Below are 18,379 nucleotides of genomic sequence, written 5' to 3'. Positions count from 1 at the left end.
CTTTGAAGTCGCCTTTGAATTCGGCGGCAGCCGTAGGCGGTTTGCTGTAATATTGTGTTAGATTTTTATTGGTTTATCGCTTTCGGCGGTGGCCTTGGGTCTACCTGGTGGAACCCATGCGACGCCATAAACGTGTCGCATTAGTGGACTAGTTATTCGGGCGGTGATGGATAACTTCCCGCCAACAACTTCTTTTTGTATATGAGCCCGTTCTATCTCGCTTTGAACGACATAGTCAATACCCTGAGAAAAACTCGCAACAAAGAACTGTGCGTCGCTTTCGGCCAGCCGATATTCACGTGGAAAACGAAATTGGATTTCTATGTCTTTTGCGCGATTGACTGGAATAACCCCGTCAAATGCAGCATAGCGTCTACCTCCAATATCGACTTCAGGTATTGACTTGGTTTCCTCCAAATAGGTTGCACATAGATGTTTTCCTCGGAACGAACAAAAGTATTCAATAGAGTCGCCAGCTACCGGCGGGGGGGTGAAAAGAACATTGGCAGTAACTCCGTAGGCTGTGTGTTCCTCGTATTCAATTTTAAAGTCAAAGCTTTTGGATGATTTTATAATCTCAAAAGTCAATTCAATTGATTTTTGGTCGTCGTCGGTCTTGTCAGTTGAAAAATCATTCCATCGAGAAATCTTTAATGGCTTGTTGAAATTTTTAGTAAAGTCAATTGTCCGTTGCATTGAGTGTTGCCAGTAAAATTCCGCGCCTTCTCTCTCTAATTCATAAAGATGGCTGACTCTTTGGGCAATGAACTCGGTAACCTCTTGGGATAGAAGCAACTCGTGATCGGAAAGTGCTCCCAGTTTGAAGTTGTGTATCGATGAAATAGCTCTCCTGAGAAAATCATTCGTCCAGAGTTTTGTTCTATCAAAGACGAAGTGTGTTCCGTAATTGCTGAGAAAGCCGTCAGAGCGTACGTTTTCTTCTTTGAAGATCAGCAATGGTTTTTTAAGCTGTATGCGAAAGATATTTCATTGCTTACTGCCTCAGGCATAAAAAATTGATTTGTGCCACCGAGCTTGCTTCTTGCAGGCGCAATTGCGATCACGGCATCTGCTTCTCCAATCATGCTAAGCGCCTTATCAGGAGGTAATTCAGAATAGCCCCCATCTACGTTGTGGCATGCGACGTCAAGTCCCTCGCAAATCGCGCGGAAAAAGTTGTTCACTTCCTTATCGGCATCTCTGAATGAACATGAAAAAAATGCTTTAACTGATGCTGACTTCATTGTCATTCTCCCACATGTAAACCGAATAGAAATCTAATGCTGAAGTTCGGCCATCGCCGAAGGAGGTCCGCTGGAGCGAATACGAAGGGACTTCCCCAGTCCCAAGACGGTGTCCAGGCACCAAGCCGTCCAGGGCCAGAAAACACGCTCAACGTTCATGGCGTCAGATAAACCTCGTTGGACTGAACCGCGGACCACAGGGCGTGGCGCTGGTGTGCCACAGGGGAATGCTCGGCGCGAAGCCTCGCACGGCGCGGGCCATTATGGGCACGACGGCTGCGCCTGGCATCCCCCATTTGGCGTACGCCGCATGAGCGGCCCGTCGGCATTGCCGCCAGCGCACGGCGCTGGCCTCGCCAGGGCCTGGACGCAAGCACGGGCAATGCCCGGCCTGCACCGCCGCGGCGGCGCGTTGCCAGGCATCGGCGCAGCGTCGCTCAAGGTGGCCCCCGGTTGTGCCCCGGTGCAGCGGCGGGCCCAGGCAGTGACTTCGGCGCGGCCAGCGTCTGCACGCAGCGCAGCGTGCCCTGCTTGCAGCACGGGCACTGCAGCGCATCGATGCGCGCCACACGCTGGAGGAAGTCTCGAGCCGACGCGATGGCCTGTGGGCTGGGCGCCGGCATCTGCAGGTCCCGGCTGCCGCGGCCAAATTCCTGCCCCTGCACGCGGCGGCCAACACGCCGTAGTGGCGGATGCGCTTGATGCCGGTGGGCAGCACGTGCAGCAGCACGCGGTCGGCGTGTGCGCCAGCACGCTGGAGCGCTGGCAAGTGTTGAGCGAAGCCTGGCTGTTGCGCGAGGCCGCCGCCAACCTGGTGCACAACGCACAGCAGCACGCCGGCCGCGGGCTGCTGCGCGTGCGGTTGCTGCCGGTTGCCTCTACCAATTCGCGGCACGGCAATGGAAAACGGCCGCTCGCGCGGCCGTTCGCAGGTGCCATGGCGCGCGGGGCGCGCCGGCAGGCTACCTACAGGTTCACCTGGCTGATCTTGGCGCCCTGCAGCGCCACGCCGGCCTCCAGGCCGGCGTTGGTCAGCACGTAGCCCACCACGGGCTGGCGGATGGTGTTGCTGTCCACCTGGCCGTTGGCGCCGACCGTGGCCAGCGCCACCGTGGCGTCGGCGCCGACCGTCCAGCCCTTGCTGGCGCGGAACTTGGCCAGCGCGTCCTGCGTGCTGAAGACGTAGATGATCGCGCGCGACTGCGCGCCGGCCTGCCAGCCGACCGAGCCGGCCGTGGTGCTGTAGTAGCCGACGGTGCGGCCGCCCTCGCGCAGCGCGCCGCGGCCGTACTCGGCGCCCACGCCCAGGGCGGCGCTGATGACCGAGGGGAAGACCAGCACGCCGGCCGACTTGGCGACCATCTCGCGCGAGCCCGGCACGTTGGCGTACAGCTTGGACAGCGCGGCGTCCACGTCGGCGTCGATGGCGGCGCGCGAGGAGGCCGGCGTGCTCGTGTGTTCGGGCCGGGTCGTGGTGCAGCCGACGAAGGCGAGGCTGCAGGCGGCCAGCAGCGCGGTGCCGGCCAACGTGCGCACGGAGGCGGGACGGATCTGGATCTTCATGGGTATGGCTCCTTGGGAGCCCTCCGGCCTGGGAGCGCCGGGGGCGGGCGCCATCCTAGGGCCGCTGCGGCGCGGCGCTGCACGATCGCGGTGCCGGCCTACAACCGGACGGGCAAACGGGCTCGGGGCAAACCCTGTCGGAAATGCGCGCATCTGTACGGAAGATGGACATCCGGCATGCCTGCGTATCGGCCAAAGTGTCGGATGTTCCGCCGAAAACACATGGTGAATCAATCACTTGCCCGCATGGCATGGGTTGTGCGGATTTCAGCCATATCCACTCGGAGACGACACCATGCATCGACGCCATCTGGCACGCCTGTCCGCCATCGCCGCACTGGCCCTGGCCGCCGGCTGGGCGCAGGCCCAGCCCAAGGAGATCCGCATCGCCCACGTCTACGGCAAGACCGGGCCGCTGGAGGCCTACGGCAAGCAGACGCAGGTCGGGCTGATGATGGGCCTGCAGTACGCCACCGGTGGCACCATGCAGGTGAACGGCCGCAAGCTCGTGGTGATCGAGAAGGACGACCAGGGCAAGCCCGACCTCGGCAAGTCGCTGCTGGCCGCCGCCTATGCGGACGACAAGGCGGACCTGGCCATCGGCACCACCGGCTCCGGCGTGGCGCTGGCCATGCTGCCGGTGGCCGAGGAGTACAAGAAGATCCTGCTCGTCGAGCCGGCCGTGGCCGACTCCATCACCGGCGACAAGTGGAACAAGTACGTGTTCCGCACCGGCCGCAACTCCAGCCAGGACGCGATCAGCAACGCCGTGGCGCTGGACCAGCCGGGCACGCAGATCGTGACGCTGGCGCAGGACTGGGCCTTCGGCCGCGACGGCGTGGCGGCGTTCCGGGACGCCGTCAAGAAGGCGAAGATCGTGCACGAGGAGTACCTGCCGCCGGCGACGACCGACTTCACCGCCGGCATCCAGCGCATCGTCGACCAGCTCCGGGACAAGCCCGGCCGCAAGGTGGTCTGGGTCGTGTGGGCCGGCGCCACCACGCCGTTCAACGCGCTGGCCGACGCCGACCTGCACAAGCGCTACGGCATCGAGGTCGCCAGCGGCGGCAACATCCTGCCGGCGATGACCGCGTACAAGCGCTTCCCGGGCATGGAGGGCGCGACCTACTACTACTTCGGCCTGCCGAAGAACCCGGTCAACGAGGCGCTGGTCGCGCAGCACTACAAGGAATACAAGTCGCCGCCGGACTTCTTCACGGCCGGCGGCTTCACGGCCGCGATGGCGGTCGTCACGGCGCTGAAGAAGACCGGCGGCGAGACCGGCACCAACAAGCTCATCACGGCGATGGAGGGCATGAGCTTCGACACGCCCAAGGGCACCATGACCTTCCGCAAGGAAGACCACCAGGCCATGCAGAGCATGTACCACTTCCGCATCAAGGCGGACCCGGCCTTCGCCTGGGGCGTGCCGGAGTTGGTGCGCGAGATCAAGCCCGAGGAAATGGCCGTTCCGATCCGCAACACGCGCTGAGGAGCGGTGAACGCATCCCTCACCCCCACGCGCGGCCCCCGATGAGCGTCCACCTGCATCGCCGCCGCCGTGCCCGGGGCCTCGCCCCGCGGGCCGGGGCGCGCCAGGCCGCACGCGGGCGTCGCAGCCCTTGCCCCGGCACCGGCCAGGGCGGCGCCCTAGGCCTGCGGCCCGGCGCGCCCCGTCGCGGGCGCGGTCGACGCATGCACAGCGTCTAGGCCCTGGCGTGCTGGAAACCAGGGAACTGACGATCCGCTTCGGCGGCCATGTCGCCGTCGATGCCGTCAGTTGCGCGTTCGCGCCCGGCACGCTGACGGCCATCGTCGGCCCCAACGGCGCGGGCAAGACCACCTACTTCAACCTGATCTCCGGCCAGCTCGCGGCCACGGCCGGCGCGGTGGCGCTGAACGGGCGCGACCTCTCCGGCCTGCCGCCCTCGGCGCGCACCCGCGCCGGCCTGGGGCGGGCGTTCCAGCTGACCAACCTGTTCCCGCACCTGACGGTGCTGGAAAACGTGCGCCTGGCCGTGCAGGCCACGCGGGACGGCGCGCACCGCCGCGGCCTGAACCTGTGGAGCATCTGGAGCGACCACCGCGCACTGACGGTGCGCGCCGGCGCCATCCTCGACGAGGTCGCGCTGGCGGCGCGCGCGGACGACACCGCGGCCAGCCTGCCGCACGGCGACCAGCGCAAGCTGGAGGTCGCGCTGCTGATGGCGCTGGAGCCGCAGGTCTTCATGTTCGACGAGCCCACGGCCGGCATGAACGCGGCCGAGGCGCCGGTGATCCTGGACCTGATCCGGCGCCTCAAGCGCGACCGCAGCAAGACCATCCTGCTGGTGGAGCACAAGATGGACGTGGTGCGCGAGCTGGCCGACCGCATCGTCGTGCTGCACAACGGCCGGCTGGTGGCCGACGGCGAGCCGGCCGAGGTCATCGCCTCGCCCATCGTGCAGCAGGCCTACCTGGGGGCGGCCAAGGCATGAACCTGCTGGAACTGCAGGGCGTGCACACCCACATCGGCGCCTACCACATCCTGCACGGCGTGGACCTGGCCGTGCCGCGCGGCCAGGTCACGATGCTGCTGGGCCGCAACGGCGCCGGCAAGACCACCACGCTGCGCACCGTGATGGGCCTGTGGAAGGCCTCGCAGGGCAGCGTGCGCTTCGCCGGGCAGGACATCACGCAGCTGCCCACGCCGCGGATCGCCGGCCTGGGCCTGGCCTACGTGCCCGAGAACATGGGCATCTTCGCCGACCTGACGGTGCGCGAGAACATGCTGCTGGCGGCGCGCTCCGCCCGCCGCGCCGAGCAGATCGACGGCGCGCGGCTGCGGTGGATCCAGGGGCTGTTCCCGGCCGTCGGGAAGTTCTGGCACCACCCGGCCGGCAAGCTCTCGGGCGGGCAGAAGCAGATGCTGGCCGTGGCCCGCGCCATCGTCGAGCCGCGCACGCTGCTGATCGTGGACGAGCCCAGCAAGGGCTTGGCGCCGGCCATCGTCGACAACATGATCCAGGCCTTCGCCACGCTGAAGGGCGAGGGCGCGACCCTGCTGCTGGTCGAGCAGAACCTGGACTTCGCGCGGCGCCTGGGCGACCAGGTGGCCGTGATGGACGACGGCCGCATCGTGCACGCCGGCACCATGGCCGCGTTCGCGCAGGACGCGGCGCTGCAGCAGTCGCTGCTGGGGCTGGCGCTGTGAGCCGCGTGGACTGGAAGCCCCTGGCCCTGGTGCCGCTGCTGGCCCTGCTGGCGCTGCCGCTGGTCGGCTCGCCCGCGACCTGGGTCACGCTCACCGTCGCCGGCCTGGCCATGGGCATGATCGTGTTCATCATCGCCTCCGGCCTGACGCTGGTGTTCGGCCTGATGGACGTGCTGAACTTCGGCCACGGCCTGTTCATCGCGCTCGGCGCCTTCGTGGCCAGCAGCGTGCTCGGGGCGATGGGCGACTGGACCGGCTCGCAGCAGCTGTGGCGCAACCTGGCGGCGGTGTTCCCGGCCATGCTGGCGGCGATGGCGGTGGCCGCCGCCGTCGGCCTGGCGTTCGAGCGCTTCATCGTGCGCCCGGTCTACGGCCAGCACCTCAAGCAGATCCTGATCACCATGGGCGGCATGATCATCGGCGAGGAGTTCATCAAGATGGTCTGGGGCCCGGCGCAGCTGCCGCTGCCGCTGCCCGAGGCGCTGCGCGGCTCGATCTTCTGGGGCGACGCCGCGATCAGCCGCTACCGGCTGCTGGCCGTGGTGGTGGGCGCGGCGGTGTTCGCGGCGCTGGCCTTCCTGCTGGCGCGCACCAAGATCGGCCTGCTGATCCGCGCCGGCGTGCAGGACCGCGAGATGGTGGAGGCGCTCGGCTACCGCATCGGCCGGCTGTTCGTCGGCGTGTTCGTGGCCGGCAGCGCGCTGGCGGGCCTGGGCGGCGTGATGTGGGGGCTGTTCCAGCAGAACCTGGTGCCGCAGATGGGTGCGCAGGTCAACGTGCTGATCTTCATCGTCATCATCATCGGCGGCCTCGGTTCCACGCTGGGCGCGCTGATCGGCGCGCTGCTGGTCGGGCTGCTGGTCAACTACGTCGGCTTCCTGCTGCCGGTGGCCACGCAGTTCGCGGCCATCGCGCTGATGGTGGCGGTGCTGCTGTGGCGGCCCCAGGGCGTGTACCCGGTGGTGGACCGATGAGCCCGGCCCGGCCGCCCGCAGGGGCCCGTTCCGTCCCGGAGGGAGCGGCCCGCAGGCCCGCGGGGGTGCACCGGTGAGCCGCATCCTCTCGCACGACCTGCCGCGCAGCCGCGTGCTGGCGCTGGTCCTGGTCGCGCTGCTGCTGGGCCTGGCCTTCGCGCCGTTCCTGTTCCCCGGCGTCAAGGCGCTGAACGTGGCCGCCAAGGTGCTGGTGTTCGTGGTGCTGGTCGCCAGCTTCGACCTGCTGCTGGGCTACACCGGCATCGTCAGCTTCGCGCACACCATGTTCTTCGGCATCGGCGCCTACGGCGTGGCGATCGCGTCCACGCGCATGGGCCCGGGCTGGGGCGCGCTGGCCGCGGGCACCGGGCTGGCGCTGGCGCTGTCGTTCGTGCTGTCGCTGGCGGTCGGGCTGTTCTCGCTGCGCGTGCGCGCGATCTTCTTCGCGATGATCACGCTGGCCGTGGCCTCGGCGTTCCAGACGCTGGCCTCGCAGCTGTCCGGCTTCACCGGCGGCGAGGACGGGCTCACCTTCAAGATGCCCGAGCTGCTCTCGCCGGGCTTCGAGCTGGCCGAGGAGCCCTTCCTCGGCGCCTCGCTGGACGGCCGGCTGATCTGTTACTACGGGCTGTTCCTGCTGGCCCTGGGCCTGCTGCTGGCACTGCTGCGCATCGTGAACTCGCCGTTCGGCCGCGTGCTGCAGGCGATCCGCGAGAACGAGTTCCGCGCCGAGGCGATCGGCTACCGCGTCGTCGTCTACCGCACCACGGCGGTCGTGCTGTCGGCGCTGTTCGCCACGCTGGCCGGCGCGATGCTGGCGGTCTGGCTGCGCTACAACGGGCCGGACACCTCGCTCAGCTTCGAGATCATGGTGGACATCCTGCTGATCGTCGTGATCGGCGGCATGGGCACCATCTACGGCGCGGCCATCGGCGCGGCGCTTTTCGTCGTCGCGCAGAGCTACCTGCAGGACCTGCTGCGCCTGGCCAACGAGGCCACCGCCGGGCTGCCGTGGCTGGCCGCGCTGTTCACGCCGGATCGCTGGCTGCTGTGGCTGGGGCTGCTGTTCGTGCTGTCGGTCTACCACTTCCCGACCGGCATCGTCGGCCGGCTGCGGGCGCGCGCGGCGCGGCGCTGAGTTCGTTCCACCCGAGGAGACAGAGACCATGCGACACCACCAGATCCTGGGCGTGCTGGCCGCGGCGCTGGCCGCCGGCTGCGGCGGGGGCGGCGGCCTCCAGCCCAATGCCAGGCCCGACTTCGTCGGCGCCGTCACCCACGTCGAGTACGACGGCGTCGGCGACGACCTGCTGACGGCCGGCCTGGGCAAGACCGGCCTGCAGGGCGCGGCGCCAGGCTATGCCGACGCCGCCGCGCCGACCGCCGCCGAACTGCGCCGCAACGCGATCCACGGCAACTACCGCGCGTTGCTGGACATGACCCCCGCGGGCGGCTACGGCGTGCTGTACGGCCCCAACGTGGCGCTGGACGGCAGCGTGACCGCGGACGAGGGCCGGATCGCCGGCGGCGAGTACGTCGCCTACAGCGACGACGGCACCGGCCGGCGCAACGTGACGCTGCTGGTGCAGGTACCCGCCCGCTTCGATCCGGCCAACCCCTGCATCGTGACGGCCACCTCGTCCGGCTCGCGCGGCATCTACGGCGCGATCTCGGCCGGCGAGTGGGGCCTCAAGCGCGGCTGCGCCGTGGCCTACACCGACAAGGGCACGGGCGCCGCCCCGCACGACCTGCAGCACGACACCGTGCCGCTGATCGACGGCACGCGCGCCGCGGCGGCCACGGCCGGCACGGCCGCGCAGTTCCGCGCCGCGCTGACGGACGCCGAGCGCGCCGCCTTCAACGCGGCCACGCCGGACCGCTTCGCCTTCAAGCACGCGCACTCGCAGCAGAACCCCGAGAAGGACTGGGGCCGCTTCACGCTGCAGGCCGTGCAGTTCGCGTTCTACGTGCTGAACGAGCGGCTGGGCGCACTGGCGGGCGACGGCCGGCGGCTGCAGACCTTCACCCGCGGCAACACGCTGGTCATCGCCTCCAGCATCTCCAACGGCGGCGGCGCGGCCATCGCCGCGGCCGAGCTCGACGACGAGGGCTGGATCGACGGCGTGGCGGTGTCCGAGCCGGCGGTGGAACTGCCGGCCGACCCGGGCGTCGCCATCCGGCGCGGCAGCGCCGCCATCCCGGTCAGCGCGAAGACGCTGTTCGACTTCACGACCCAGGCCCAGGTGTTCCAGGGCTGCGCGTCGCTGGCGCCCAGCCTGGCCGGCGCGCCGTACCAGGCCGCCTACGCCACGCTGCTCGGCGCGCTGGCCACCCAGCGCTGCGCCTCGCTGAAGGCCAAGGGCCTGCTGGCCGCGGCCGACACCGCCGGCCAGGCCGAGGAGGCGCTGGCCCGGCTGCGCGCCTACGGCTGGGAAGCCGAGGCCCAGGTGCTGCACTCCTCGCTCGCCGCCTTCGAGGTCGCGCCGGCCGTGGCCGTGGCCTTCGGCAACGCGCTGGCCCGCGCCGGCGTGCAGGAGCGGCTGTGCGGCTACGGCTACGGCGCGACCACCGCGGCGGGCGTGCCGCAGGCGCTCGATGCCGTTTCGCTGGCCACGATGTTTGCCACCGGCAACGGCGTGCCGCCGGCCAGCAACGTGCAGCTGATCAACGAGAACCACCCGGGCGGGGCGGCGCGCGACCTGCTGTCGCGCTCGCCCTCCACCGGCGCCTTCGACATGAACCTGGACGGCGCGCTGTGCCTGCGCGCGCTGGTGGACGGCAGCGACGCCTTGGCGCGCCGTCTGCAAGCCGGCGTCGACGAGACGCGCCGCAGCGGCAACCTGCGCGGCAAGCCCGCCGTGATCGTGCACGGCCGCGACGATGCGCTGCTGCCGGTGTCGCACACCTCGCGCCCGTACACCGCGCTGAACCGCAAGGTCGAGGGCGCGGCCAGCCGGCTCAGCTACGTCGAGGTCACCAACGCCCAGCATTTCGACAGCTTCATCGGCCTGCCGGCCGTGCTGCCCGGCTACGACAGCCGCTACATCCCGCTGCACGTCTACCTGAACCATGCGCTCGACGCCGTCTGGGCGAACCTCAAGCGCGGCACCGCGCTGCCGCCCAGTCAGGTGGTGCGCACCGTGCCGCGCGGCGGCGCACCCGGCGCCGCGCCGGCCATCACCGCCGCCAACGTGCCGCCGATCGCCGCCACCCCGGCGCCGGCCGACCGCATCGAGTACGCCGCCGGCGTGCTGACCATCCCCGACTGAACCTCCGTCCATGACGCTCCCCAGCTCGCACTACGTCACCTGCGCCGGCCGCGAACTCCACTACATGCAGTGGGGCCCGCCCGACGCGCCGGTGGTCATCGCCTGGCACGGGCTGGCGCGCACCGGCCGCGACATGGACGAGCTGGCCGCCGCGCTGGCCGACCGCTGGCGCGTGGTCTGCCCCGACACCATCGGCCGCGGCCTGAGCCAGTGGAGCCCGGCGCCGCGCGAGGAGTACTGCATCGCGTTCTACGTGCGGCTGGCCGCCGCGCTGATGGACGCGCTGGGCATCGCGCGCGCGCACTGGGTCGGCACCTCGATGGGCGGCGCCATCGGCCTGGCCTGCGCCGGCGGGCGGGTGCTGCCGGCCATGCAGCCGCGCATCCGCAGCCTGGTGCTGAACGACATGGCGCCGCAGCTGGCCGACGCGGCGATCGCGCGCATCCGCGCCTATGCCGGCCAGCCGCCGGCCTTCGCCACGGTCACCGAGCTGGAGGCCTTCCTGCGCCAGGCCTACGCGCCCTACGGCTGGCTCAGCGACGCGCAGTGGCGCCGGCTGGCCGAGACCTCCACGCGCCGCCTGCCCGACGGCCGCGTGACGCCGCACTACGACCCCGCCATCGTCGGCCAGTTCGAGCACCACCCGCAGGACTACCGGCAGTGGGACGCCTGGGACGCGATCGAGGCGCCGGTGCTGTGCCTGCGCGGCGCCGAGTCCGACCTGGTGCTGCCCGAGACGGTCGCGCAGATGCGCACGCGCGGGCCCGGCGCGGCCGGGCGGCTGCAGGTGCTCGAGGTGCCGGGCTGCGGGCACGCGCCGGCGCTGAACGTGCCGGCGCAGCTGGACGTGGTGCGGGCGTTTCTGGAGCGGGTGGGGGACTGACGGCGTTCTGCATGTGGCGCCGTGCGTTGCGCCACGTGCCGCGGCTGCCCAGCCTCAGGTCCTGGCCGCTGTCTGCGCCCTTGCTGATGAGCGTTATGCGCCCTCTGCTGTCGGTCACCTCGAGGATCTAGACGTCGGCAGTGCAGCGTTCTCGGTCGGTCGGCGTCGTTCGTCCTGTGCTCGGTGATGGGCACATTCCGGTCATCGGGGTGGGAGTTGGAGCATGGCCTGAGCGACCGGTCATCGGGCTGGAGTAGCCGTTCGCTGCAACTCACGCAGGCAGTGTCGCACTCGGCCTCATCGGATGTCTGCTGCCTGCGATCCTGAACAGACGCAATCGACCTTCTTCCGACGTCCGCGCCCTCGAATTCATCGCCCTGAAGCCGCCGGTTAGAGCAGAGCGACAAACCCGAACGTGGTCCCGCGGCTGAGGACGCAGATCTATAGGCGACCCTCAGGGCCATGTTGCGCGGGGCACTGGCTTGAGATCATGCGGGCTAACCCCTTCGGGAGCTCATCGTGCACGCCACTGGCCGGCAGCCCCTAGCGGACACCGGATGGCGCCGCGGTCCACTACGAACGCCACCGCCCTGGGCAGACTACGCTGTACCGCTTGGTGCAGCGGTACGCCGCCAGCTTCATCGCGCCCATCGGTGCCAGCACCGGCTCGGAGCCGCCGCGCTTCATCACGCGCGAGTTCGACGCCTTGCTTGGCGTGCGTCATCTGGCGCATTGGTTCCAGAGGCTGGGCTGCGGCAAGTGCGACCACGACCAGCAGCTGGCCTTCAGTTACAAGGGGCCCGGGGGGTCTGTCCCTCATGGCGCCCGGCACATGTCGTAGACGACGGTGCACTGGGTCGACCACGTCATCCGGTTGGAGCAACTTTGCCGAAACATCACGAGGCTGCCGCTCTCGTGCGAACGGGGCTGGTATTGGTCGCCGTTCCGGCGATCCGCGGTCAATTGAGAATGGTCCGGATTCGCGACGCGGTAGCCGAGCGGCGCTCCGTGCCATGATGTGCTCCCAGACGGTATCATGGCGCGAAATGGCCTGGCACCGCCTTTCCAGGCCGCGCTGCGTCGGACACAGGCGCGCAGCGACCGGTATCCAGGAGGGAGTTCGTGATGGGCAACCGGCGGACGACCAGCGCCTCGTCGATTGGCGACGACACGCTTGCCGTCGTCATCGGCCTCTCACGCCACGCCCATGCCGGTATCGAGGCCCTCCCGGCCGCTTCGGTCGAGACACGCGAAATCCGCGATGCACTCACTGACCCACGGGGCTGCCGCCTGCGACCCGACCATGTCGAGTGCCTTTGCGACGAAGCGGCAACGCGCGAGGCCGTCCTGGTTTCGATCGGTAGTGCCTGCCGTCAGGCTACCTCTGAGCAGACTCTCTTCCTCTACTTTGCGGGCCATGGCGCCGACGTGGACGAACAGTTCGTCCTCGTGGCCTATGACACTGACACCCAGGACCTTTCCGGGACCGGCGTCTCGGCGCGCGAACTGGATGAACTGCTTCGAGGCACAAGAGCCCGTGGCGTCTTTCTCGTGCTCGATTGTTGCGGCGGTGCAGCGCTGGCCGAGGGAGCGCCCGGGTTCTTCCGCATCGCGGGAGCGTCGGCCAACCACCGCATCCTTCTCAGTGCCGCACGCGCCGGGCAGGTGTCTCGGGAAGGACCAAGGGGTTCGGCGTTCAGCGTCGCGTTGATCGATGCCTTGACAGGGCGCGAACCGCTCAGTGACCAGAACGGCGCGATCTATTTCTCTGACCTGTACCGCTTCCTGCATGACCGGGTAACCGTCGCTGGAGAGAGTGAGGGCGGAGCGGGCAACGCACAGGAGCCGATGGCGACCGCCACCTATGCGCGCGACCCACTTCTGTTCCTCCATGCGGGTCTGACGCTCGCCCAGGTCCAGGTGAGGACGCAGCGGTACTCGCGAAAGCAGCTCAGGGCCATGCTGCTTCGCGGTCTGCTGGGCACGTCCGCCGTCGTGGCCATCGCCGTCCTGGCACTCTGGGCGTACCTCGCAGCACACCACTTCCTGCGGCTGGAGGGCGGCGTCCTCGCTCTCTACCGCGGGCATCCTGCTCTTCGCGTGCTGGCCTACCCGCGCCTGGTCTGGCAGTACGACTTGCAGGCCGATGAGATCGATGCGGCCTCGCCGTTGGCGAAGGCGCAGCCAGTCGTTTCGGACTGGGGCCAGGACTTCCGCGATGAGCCTCTGCGCCACCTCAACGCGGTGGGGCGTGCGCGCTGGTTCGCGGGCGCGGACCGCCTGAAGGAGGCGCGGGCAGAGGTTGCCGCCTTGGCCATGGATGGCGGTGCGGGGGAACTGGGCACGAAGGCCGCCTTGTTGGCGGCGGGTATCGCCACGGCCGAGGATGTGCCACTGCTCGAGAGTCTCACGCGTTCGCCCAGGCAGGAGGTAGTCACTGCCGCCCTGACCCGCCTGATGCAGGTGTCGCCCGAGAACGGTGCGAGGCTGGCGGAGGCCATGGGCTTTGGTCAGGGCACGCGCGGTGTGCACCTCCAGGTCCTGGCGGAACTGCCGCCTGGATGTTCTCCCGCCACACAACGCTATCTCGATGGCTTTGGTGCCGGTCCGGCAAACGGCCAGTTCGCGCGACTGCAGATTGATGTCGCACTGCGTACCGGCTGCAGGCTTTCCGACACGGCAATAGCCAGCATCGGGCAGCCGCTGTATCTCGGACTTGTCGCAAGCTATCTCGCCGTTGCCGACCCCGCCCGTGGAGCCGGCCTGCAACAGCTGTTCCTGCAGGCGCTCGCAGCACAGGTCACGGGCGAGGGCGCGCGGGTCTCACTGAACGCTGCTGCGGGCTATCTGGCCGGGGCTCCGCCATCGGCGGGAGCGTGTCCTGAGGTTCGATCGCTGGAGCACCTTGCCGGCATCGCGGCCCGCCTGATGGCTGCGCGCGCGCTTGTGCGGCAGTGCCCGGCGTTCCAGTTGGGGTTGTCCGCGGCTCCCGGCGGTGCGACGATCCGGGTGGACCTGGTGCGAGATGCCCCCGCCGCCGACCCCCTAGGTATTGCCGAATTGCGCTTCGACTCCAACGTCGGTGACCTGATGCTCGCATTGGACACGCTGCGGGCCCGCGGCGCGGCGCACTCCTCTGCGGTGCTAGAGCAGTTGGCTTCGAGCCATGGCAATCCTGGCGTACGCCTCCAGGCCGTTCGCCTGCTGAGACTCGCCGGTGTGCCTCCCAAGGGGGCATTCACTTCCTACGAAGCCACGGGCGATCAGGCATTGCAGGCCGAGGCGTACCTCTGGCTGGCCCAGGCCGATCGTGCCGAAGTCCTTGCCCGCGTGCGCAGTCGTCTCGGGGACGACACGGCCGAATTTCTTCCAATGACGGTTGCCAGGCTCGGGTTGTCTCTGTCGGAGGCACAGGAGATGCTCCGGGCTGCCGACTCCGCAAAGGTGGGTGAACGAACCCGCGCGGCGTTGATCGCGATTCTCGGGGAGCCACCTGCGGTTGCCAGGCAACTGGCAAGTCCCGATGCGAAGCAGCGAGCCTGGACGGCTGACTGGCTGGCGGTCCGCCGCGATCTCGCGGTCATCTCGGAGTTGTTGCCGAACCCCCCGCGGCAGGGACAGCTCACGGCGCGGAGCTTGCAACAGGTCGAGGCCAGGCGGGCGGCATTGGCACACGAACTGGGAGAGCAGAAGCCGCAGTCGGCGGGTGCTGACGACAGCTGGCGCATCAAGCTGATGCTCGACATGCGCCAGATCCCGGACTCGGGCTTGCGCGCCTGGCTGCAAGCCCGGTGTCGATGGTGCGACTGAAGCAGGAGAAAAGCAGTGGAGACCATCGTTGATTGGCTCAGTCGTCTGGACTACGTCTGGGTCGGCTCACAACTTGGTCTGTTGATTGCGGTGGTCGGCTACATCGCGTGGCAACGTCGAGACAGCAACAAGTACCACGATCGCCGCCTGGAGATTCCAGTTCCGGCAAGTGCTGCACCAGAGCAGCCTGGCAACTCGGATGAGGAACGCGGTGTCTCCTGGAAGCGGACTAACCACGGAGTGAAATCAGGTGGCGAAGGTGAGCGCCCAGCATTCCACTTCCGCTTCGAAGGCGATGCCTGCCGCGGCCGTTCCCTCGTTCGCGACAAGCCGGTCCGCCTGATCTTCGGGCAAGGCATCGCGGCGACGCTGGTGCAGTCGGTTTCCTTCAAGGGTCGCAAGTTTCTCGCGCTGTTTGGAAAGGAAGCGCGACTGGCGATCGTGATCTGGCCAGGCGAGGGGCTCAACCTCGACCCGCTTGGGTCGGAAGCCGCCGTGGCCCGCTTCAAGGACGGAGTCCTGCTTGATGAGGTCGGCTTTGACCTGTTCGTTACGAAGGATTGTCCGGAGGAGGTCCCCGTGACGGCGGAGTTCTTCGCCGGAGGCACGAAGCTCTACGGGCTGACCTTCACGACGCGCGTGCAATCTGAGGCAGATGAACCTTTGGCAGAAGCTACGTCCCTTCCGCCGAGCGTGGTCGACCTCGATGTGACCGATGCCCTGCAGGACGCGATTGGCGGACCGACCGACCCAGCCGGTGCGGGAGGTGGAGACCTGCTGCTGACACTCGAACTCGCAGTGGGCGGGTTGATGATGAACCTCGTCCACACGAGCGCGGACGCGGGAATGGTGGCAGTGGGTAAAGCGCTCAACACTGAACTGGACAAGGGCAGCCTGCAGACGCTGCTGGCGCAGATACGCGCCGAACTCGGTGCGACGTTCTATGTCAGCGATGTCTGGAACCGTTCATCCCTCTCTCCGTTGAGCAGTGCGGAGAACGAGGACATGACCGACTGCTTCGAACGGGTTGCCAGTGCTGGTTCGATCCTCAACATGGCGTTGCGGTCTGAGAACGCCGAGGTCATCAGGTTGTTCGACTACATTGAGGGGCAGCCGGCAGGCACGCGGCTGACGATCGCCACGTCCAAGGTCTTCCTGCCGTTCGAGATCTTGTACCCGCATCAGTTCAGCAAGGATCTGCCGCCTGATGAGCGTGGTGGGATGTCTGTGAAGCGTGGCGACTTCTGGGGTGCGAAGTTTGGCCTGGAGGTGTCCTATGTCGGCGCAGGTGACTACCTGGCGCTTGTGCGGACCCATCGGGTGGCACCACGCAAGGTGAGCCTCAATCTCAACGAGACGATCCTCGGAACCGGGTCACCGACACCGATGGAGATCCACGCGAAGCTGGAGACTGGCCTGAAGGGGCGGGATGTGGCCTGTGAATCCAGCAGCCAGTGCGACCAGATGAGGAAGATCCTGTTGGCTGCAGGCACAACGGCGAATCTGGTCTACGTCTACTGCCACGGCTCAGCGGCGGATCCAGTTGCCGGGAGTCTCGAGGAACTCCACTTGAACGAGATCGGTCAGTGTGTCGTCCGCCCGGCGGGCGTAGCAGGGAGTGAATACAGAAACGCCCCGATCGTGTTCCTGAACGCCTGCTACAGCGGGGCTACTTCCCCGATGTTCTTCACCGGCTTCCTTGAGTCCTTCAGGAGGAAGGGAGCGCTTGGGCTGATCGCGACAAGTTTCCCTGTACCCGTGATGTTCGGCGCCCAGTTCGGTGCCGATGTGGTCAATGAATGTGTGTTCGGAACGGGCAGCCTCGGCGAACGTGTACGTCGTCTGAGGAACTCACATGCCGTCCAGGGCAACCCGGTACCGCTCTTCTACAGTGTGCAGTGTCAGTTGAGCAATTGACAAGGAGAGGCAATGAAGAGTCGCACCATCATCATCAGTGATCTGCATCTCGGCGGCGGTCTTGCCGATCCAGGGGACGACCACGTCTACCAGAGCGGTGAATTCGCTGCCTTCATCCGGATGCTGGCGGCGAGTCCCAAGGGAAAGGCCCGGGATCTCGAGCTCTATATCAACGGGGACTTCCTGGAGTTCGCTCAGGCGCACCAGCAGGGGTACCAAAGCAAGTCAACCGGCTTCTGGTGCAGCGAGGAGGAATCGCTGGAGAAGCTCGAAGTCATTCTCAGCGGGCACAAGGACGCATTCGTTGCGCTCGGTGAACTGCTCGACGCAGGAAACGCGCTGACCATCGCCGCGGGCAACCACGACGTAGATGTCTACTGGCCGCGGGTCCAGGAGAGGCTGAGGAGCGCCACGCGACCGTCAGTCGCCTTTGACTGCGGTGAGGAGTGGTATTCGCGCTATGACGACGCGTTGCAGATCGGGCATGGACACATCCCCGATCCGGCCAACACGTTCAAGCGGTGGGCGAATCCCGTCCTCAGGGACAAGATTGGTGTAGCTCGGCTGGAGATGTGCCCCGGAACGCTGTTCATGGTCAAGTTTGTCAACGGGCTCGAGGCGCGCTATCCGTTTGCAGACAACCTGCACCCGGTACAGCGACTCGCAGGGCTGCTGGCGAAGGAGGAGAAGCGGGGCCTGTTCGCTGCGTCGTGGGCGCTGCTGAAGTTCGCGGCGAGACATCCGAAGACCATGAGTATCAAGTCAGTGGATGAGTATGGTCAGGTACTGCTGGCGAAGGTTGCGCGCAGCGACAACCTGGCACAGAGCCTCCTGGATGCAGCCGGGCGAGTCGATCCCGACCGCTTTGCGGACGTCGCCGCATTGCGCGCCCATCTGCGTACCGAGATCCTGGTCGCCGAGTTCATCCTTGACTACTGGACCGAACTTGAGGCGTCAGGAACTGCCCAGAAACTGGAGCCCGGGTCCGATGCAACGCTCAGTGCGGCGATGCCCAAGACCCTCGGCAAGATCAAGTCGAGCGGCGACTTCGGAAAGGACGAACTGCTCCTCGTGGCACGCAATCGTGCAAGCAAGGTGGACAAGGCCCAGGTCATCGTGATGGGGCACACCCACATTCCCGACGATCGCGATGCCACGCACAAAGTGCGCTACTTCAACCCAGGCAGCTGGACACGGTATGTCGACCTAGACAGGCATCCCGGAATCTCACTCGATGACCTGCGGGCCGAGGACAACTTCCCCTACTCGCTCAAGTACGTCGTGATTGACCGGGGCGACGACGGCAAGCTGACAGCGTCGCTGGAGACATTCAAGGAGCAACCGGCGAAGTTTTCGTGAGGGTACGGTCGGTCGGCAATCGCCGATCCCTCGAGCGACACACTGTCAATGTGAGGTCAGCAATGGCAGACGATCAGAGAGACATAGAGGAATTGATCAAGGTGGCACTCGCCTGGGCGGGCGAGCCCGACGCGGACGCATCTCGCGCGTTCCTGGAGTCGCACCTT

The 18,379-nt window shown here is 67.1% G+C and carries 14 protein-coding genes; 10 read left to right on the top strand and 4 right to left on the bottom strand.

All coding sequences use genetic code 11. From position 1 onward, the window contains the following. Nucleotides 1–57: 57 nt before the first annotated feature. From QM782_RS00845 to QM782_RS00830, 4 genes are all read right to left on the bottom strand, one after another. Nucleotides 58–957 carry a hypothetical protein gene (locus QM782_RS00845; protein ID WP_415201045.1) on the bottom strand — a complete coding sequence of 300 codons (900 nt, stop codon included), beginning with the start codon at nt 955–957 and terminating at the stop codon, nt 58–60. Next, nucleotides 951–1,244, bottom strand: coding sequence for a hypothetical protein (locus QM782_RS00840; protein ID WP_415201044.1), 294 nt, complete (start codon nt 1,242–1,244; stop codon nt 951–953). Before QM782_RS00840 ends, QM782_RS00845 begins: the two co-directional genes overlap by 7 nt. A 163-nt stretch (nt 1,245–1,407) precedes the next feature. Continuing rightward, a complete protein-coding gene (locus QM782_RS00835; RefSeq protein ID WP_415205561.1) occupies nt 1,408–1,962 on the bottom strand; it encodes a hypothetical protein in 555 nt (184 codons plus the stop codon). 248 nt (nt 1,963–2,210) lie between these two features. Next, nucleotides 2,211–2,807 carry a YSC84-related protein gene (locus QM782_RS00830; protein ID WP_415201043.1) on the bottom strand — a complete coding sequence of 199 codons (597 nt, stop codon included), beginning with the start codon at nt 2,805–2,807 and terminating at the stop codon, nt 2,211–2,213. A 295-nt stretch (nt 2,808–3,102) separates the two neighbouring features. Here QM782_RS00830 and QM782_RS00825 point away from each other — a divergent pair, with 295 nt between their 5' ends. The 10 genes from QM782_RS00825 to QM782_RS00780 all read left to right on the top strand — a co-directional run bounded on the left by QM782_RS00825 (nt 3,103) and on the right by QM782_RS00780 (nt 18,212). Beyond that, a complete protein-coding gene (locus tag QM782_RS00825; protein WP_415201042.1) occupies nt 3,103–4,299 on the top strand; it encodes a substrate-binding domain-containing protein in 1,197 nt (398 codons plus the stop codon). A gap of 226 nt (nt 4,300–4,525) precedes the next feature. Then, complete coding sequence (locus QM782_RS00820; RefSeq protein WP_415201041.1) at nt 4,526–5,284, top strand: ABC transporter ATP-binding protein; 759 nt, start codon at nt 4,526–4,528, stop codon at nt 5,282–5,284. After that, on the top strand, nt 5,281–6,000 hold the full coding sequence (locus QM782_RS00815; protein WP_415201040.1) for an ABC transporter ATP-binding protein: 720 nt from the start codon (nt 5,281–5,283) through the stop codon (nt 5,998–6,000). Before QM782_RS00820 ends, QM782_RS00815 begins: the two co-directional genes overlap by 4 nt. Then, nucleotides 5,997–6,974: a branched-chain amino acid ABC transporter permease gene (locus tag QM782_RS00810; protein ID WP_415201039.1), complete on the top strand. Its 978-nt coding sequence runs from the start codon at nt 5,997–5,999 to the stop codon at nt 6,972–6,974. The genes QM782_RS00815 and QM782_RS00810 overlap by 4 nt, the downstream gene beginning before the upstream one ends. Before the next feature lie 73 nt (nt 6,975–7,047). Continuing rightward, nucleotides 7,048–8,112: a branched-chain amino acid ABC transporter permease gene (locus QM782_RS00805; RefSeq protein ID WP_415201038.1), complete on the top strand. Its 1,065-nt coding sequence runs from the start codon at nt 7,048–7,050 to the stop codon at nt 8,110–8,112. A 28-nt stretch (nt 8,113–8,140) separates the two neighbouring features. Then, on the top strand, nt 8,141–10,243 hold the full coding sequence (locus QM782_RS00800; RefSeq protein ID WP_415201037.1) for a 3-hydroxybutyrate oligomer hydrolase family protein: 2,103 nt from the start codon (nt 8,141–8,143) through the stop codon (nt 10,241–10,243). Nucleotides 10,244–10,253: 10 nt separating this feature from the next. Further along, nucleotides 10,254–11,126 carry an alpha/beta fold hydrolase gene (locus QM782_RS00795; RefSeq protein WP_415201036.1) on the top strand — a complete coding sequence of 291 codons (873 nt, stop codon included), beginning with the start codon at nt 10,254–10,256 and terminating at the stop codon, nt 11,124–11,126. Nucleotides 11,127–12,251: 1,125 nt separating this feature from the next. Continuing rightward, nucleotides 12,252–14,936: a caspase family protein gene (locus tag QM782_RS00790; RefSeq protein ID WP_415205560.1), complete on the top strand. Its 2,685-nt coding sequence runs from the start codon at nt 12,252–12,254 to the stop codon at nt 14,934–14,936. A gap of 15 nt (nt 14,937–14,951) precedes the next feature. Next, nucleotides 14,952–16,853, top strand: coding sequence for a hypothetical protein (locus QM782_RS00785; RefSeq protein WP_415201035.1), 1,902 nt, complete (start codon nt 14,952–14,954; stop codon nt 16,851–16,853). Between the two features lie 12 nt (nt 16,854–16,865). Further along, nucleotides 16,866–18,212 carry a hypothetical protein gene (locus QM782_RS00780; RefSeq protein WP_415201034.1) on the top strand — a complete coding sequence of 449 codons (1,347 nt, stop codon included), beginning with the start codon at nt 16,866–16,868 and terminating at the stop codon, nt 18,210–18,212. Nucleotides 18,213–18,379: the final 167 nt, after the last annotated feature.

The organism is Pseudorhodoferax sp. (genome assembly GCF_047601025.1).
In the GTDB taxonomy this organism is placed as follows: domain Bacteria; phylum Pseudomonadota; class Gammaproteobacteria; order Burkholderiales; family Burkholderiaceae_C; genus Pseudorhodoferax.
The sequence above is the reverse complement of the archived record's forward strand: the minus strand, read 5'-3'. Positions and strand labels throughout refer to the sequence as shown.

What these genes read in the sequence shown, in the direction of transcription:
- QM782_RS00840 (WP_415201044.1), bottom strand. Translation starts at nt 1,244, where the DNA reads ATGAAGTCAGCATCAGTTAAAGCATTTTTTTCATGTTCATTCAGAGAT.
- QM782_RS00830 (WP_415201043.1), bottom strand. Translation starts at nt 2,807, where the DNA reads ATGAAGATCCAGATCCGTCCCGCCTCCGTGCGCACGTTGGCCGGCACC.
- QM782_RS00825 (WP_415201042.1), top strand. Translation starts at nt 3,103, where the DNA reads ATGCATCGACGCCATCTGGCACGCCTGTCCGCCATCGCCGCACTGGCC.
- QM782_RS00815 (WP_415201040.1), top strand. Translation starts at nt 5,281, where the DNA reads ATGAACCTGCTGGAACTGCAGGGCGTGCACACCCACATCGGCGCCTAC.
- QM782_RS00800 (WP_415201037.1), top strand. Translation starts at nt 8,141, where the DNA reads ATGCGACACCACCAGATCCTGGGCGTGCTGGCCGCGGCGCTGGCCGCC.
- QM782_RS00795 (WP_415201036.1), top strand. Translation starts at nt 10,254, where the DNA reads ATGACGCTCCCCAGCTCGCACTACGTCACCTGCGCCGGCCGCGAACTC.
- QM782_RS00790 (WP_415205560.1), top strand. Translation starts at nt 12,252, where the DNA reads ATGGGCAACCGGCGGACGACCAGCGCCTCGTCGATTGGCGACGACACG.
- QM782_RS00780 (WP_415201034.1), top strand. Translation starts at nt 16,866, where the DNA reads ATGAAGAGTCGCACCATCATCATCAGTGATCTGCATCTCGGCGGCGGT.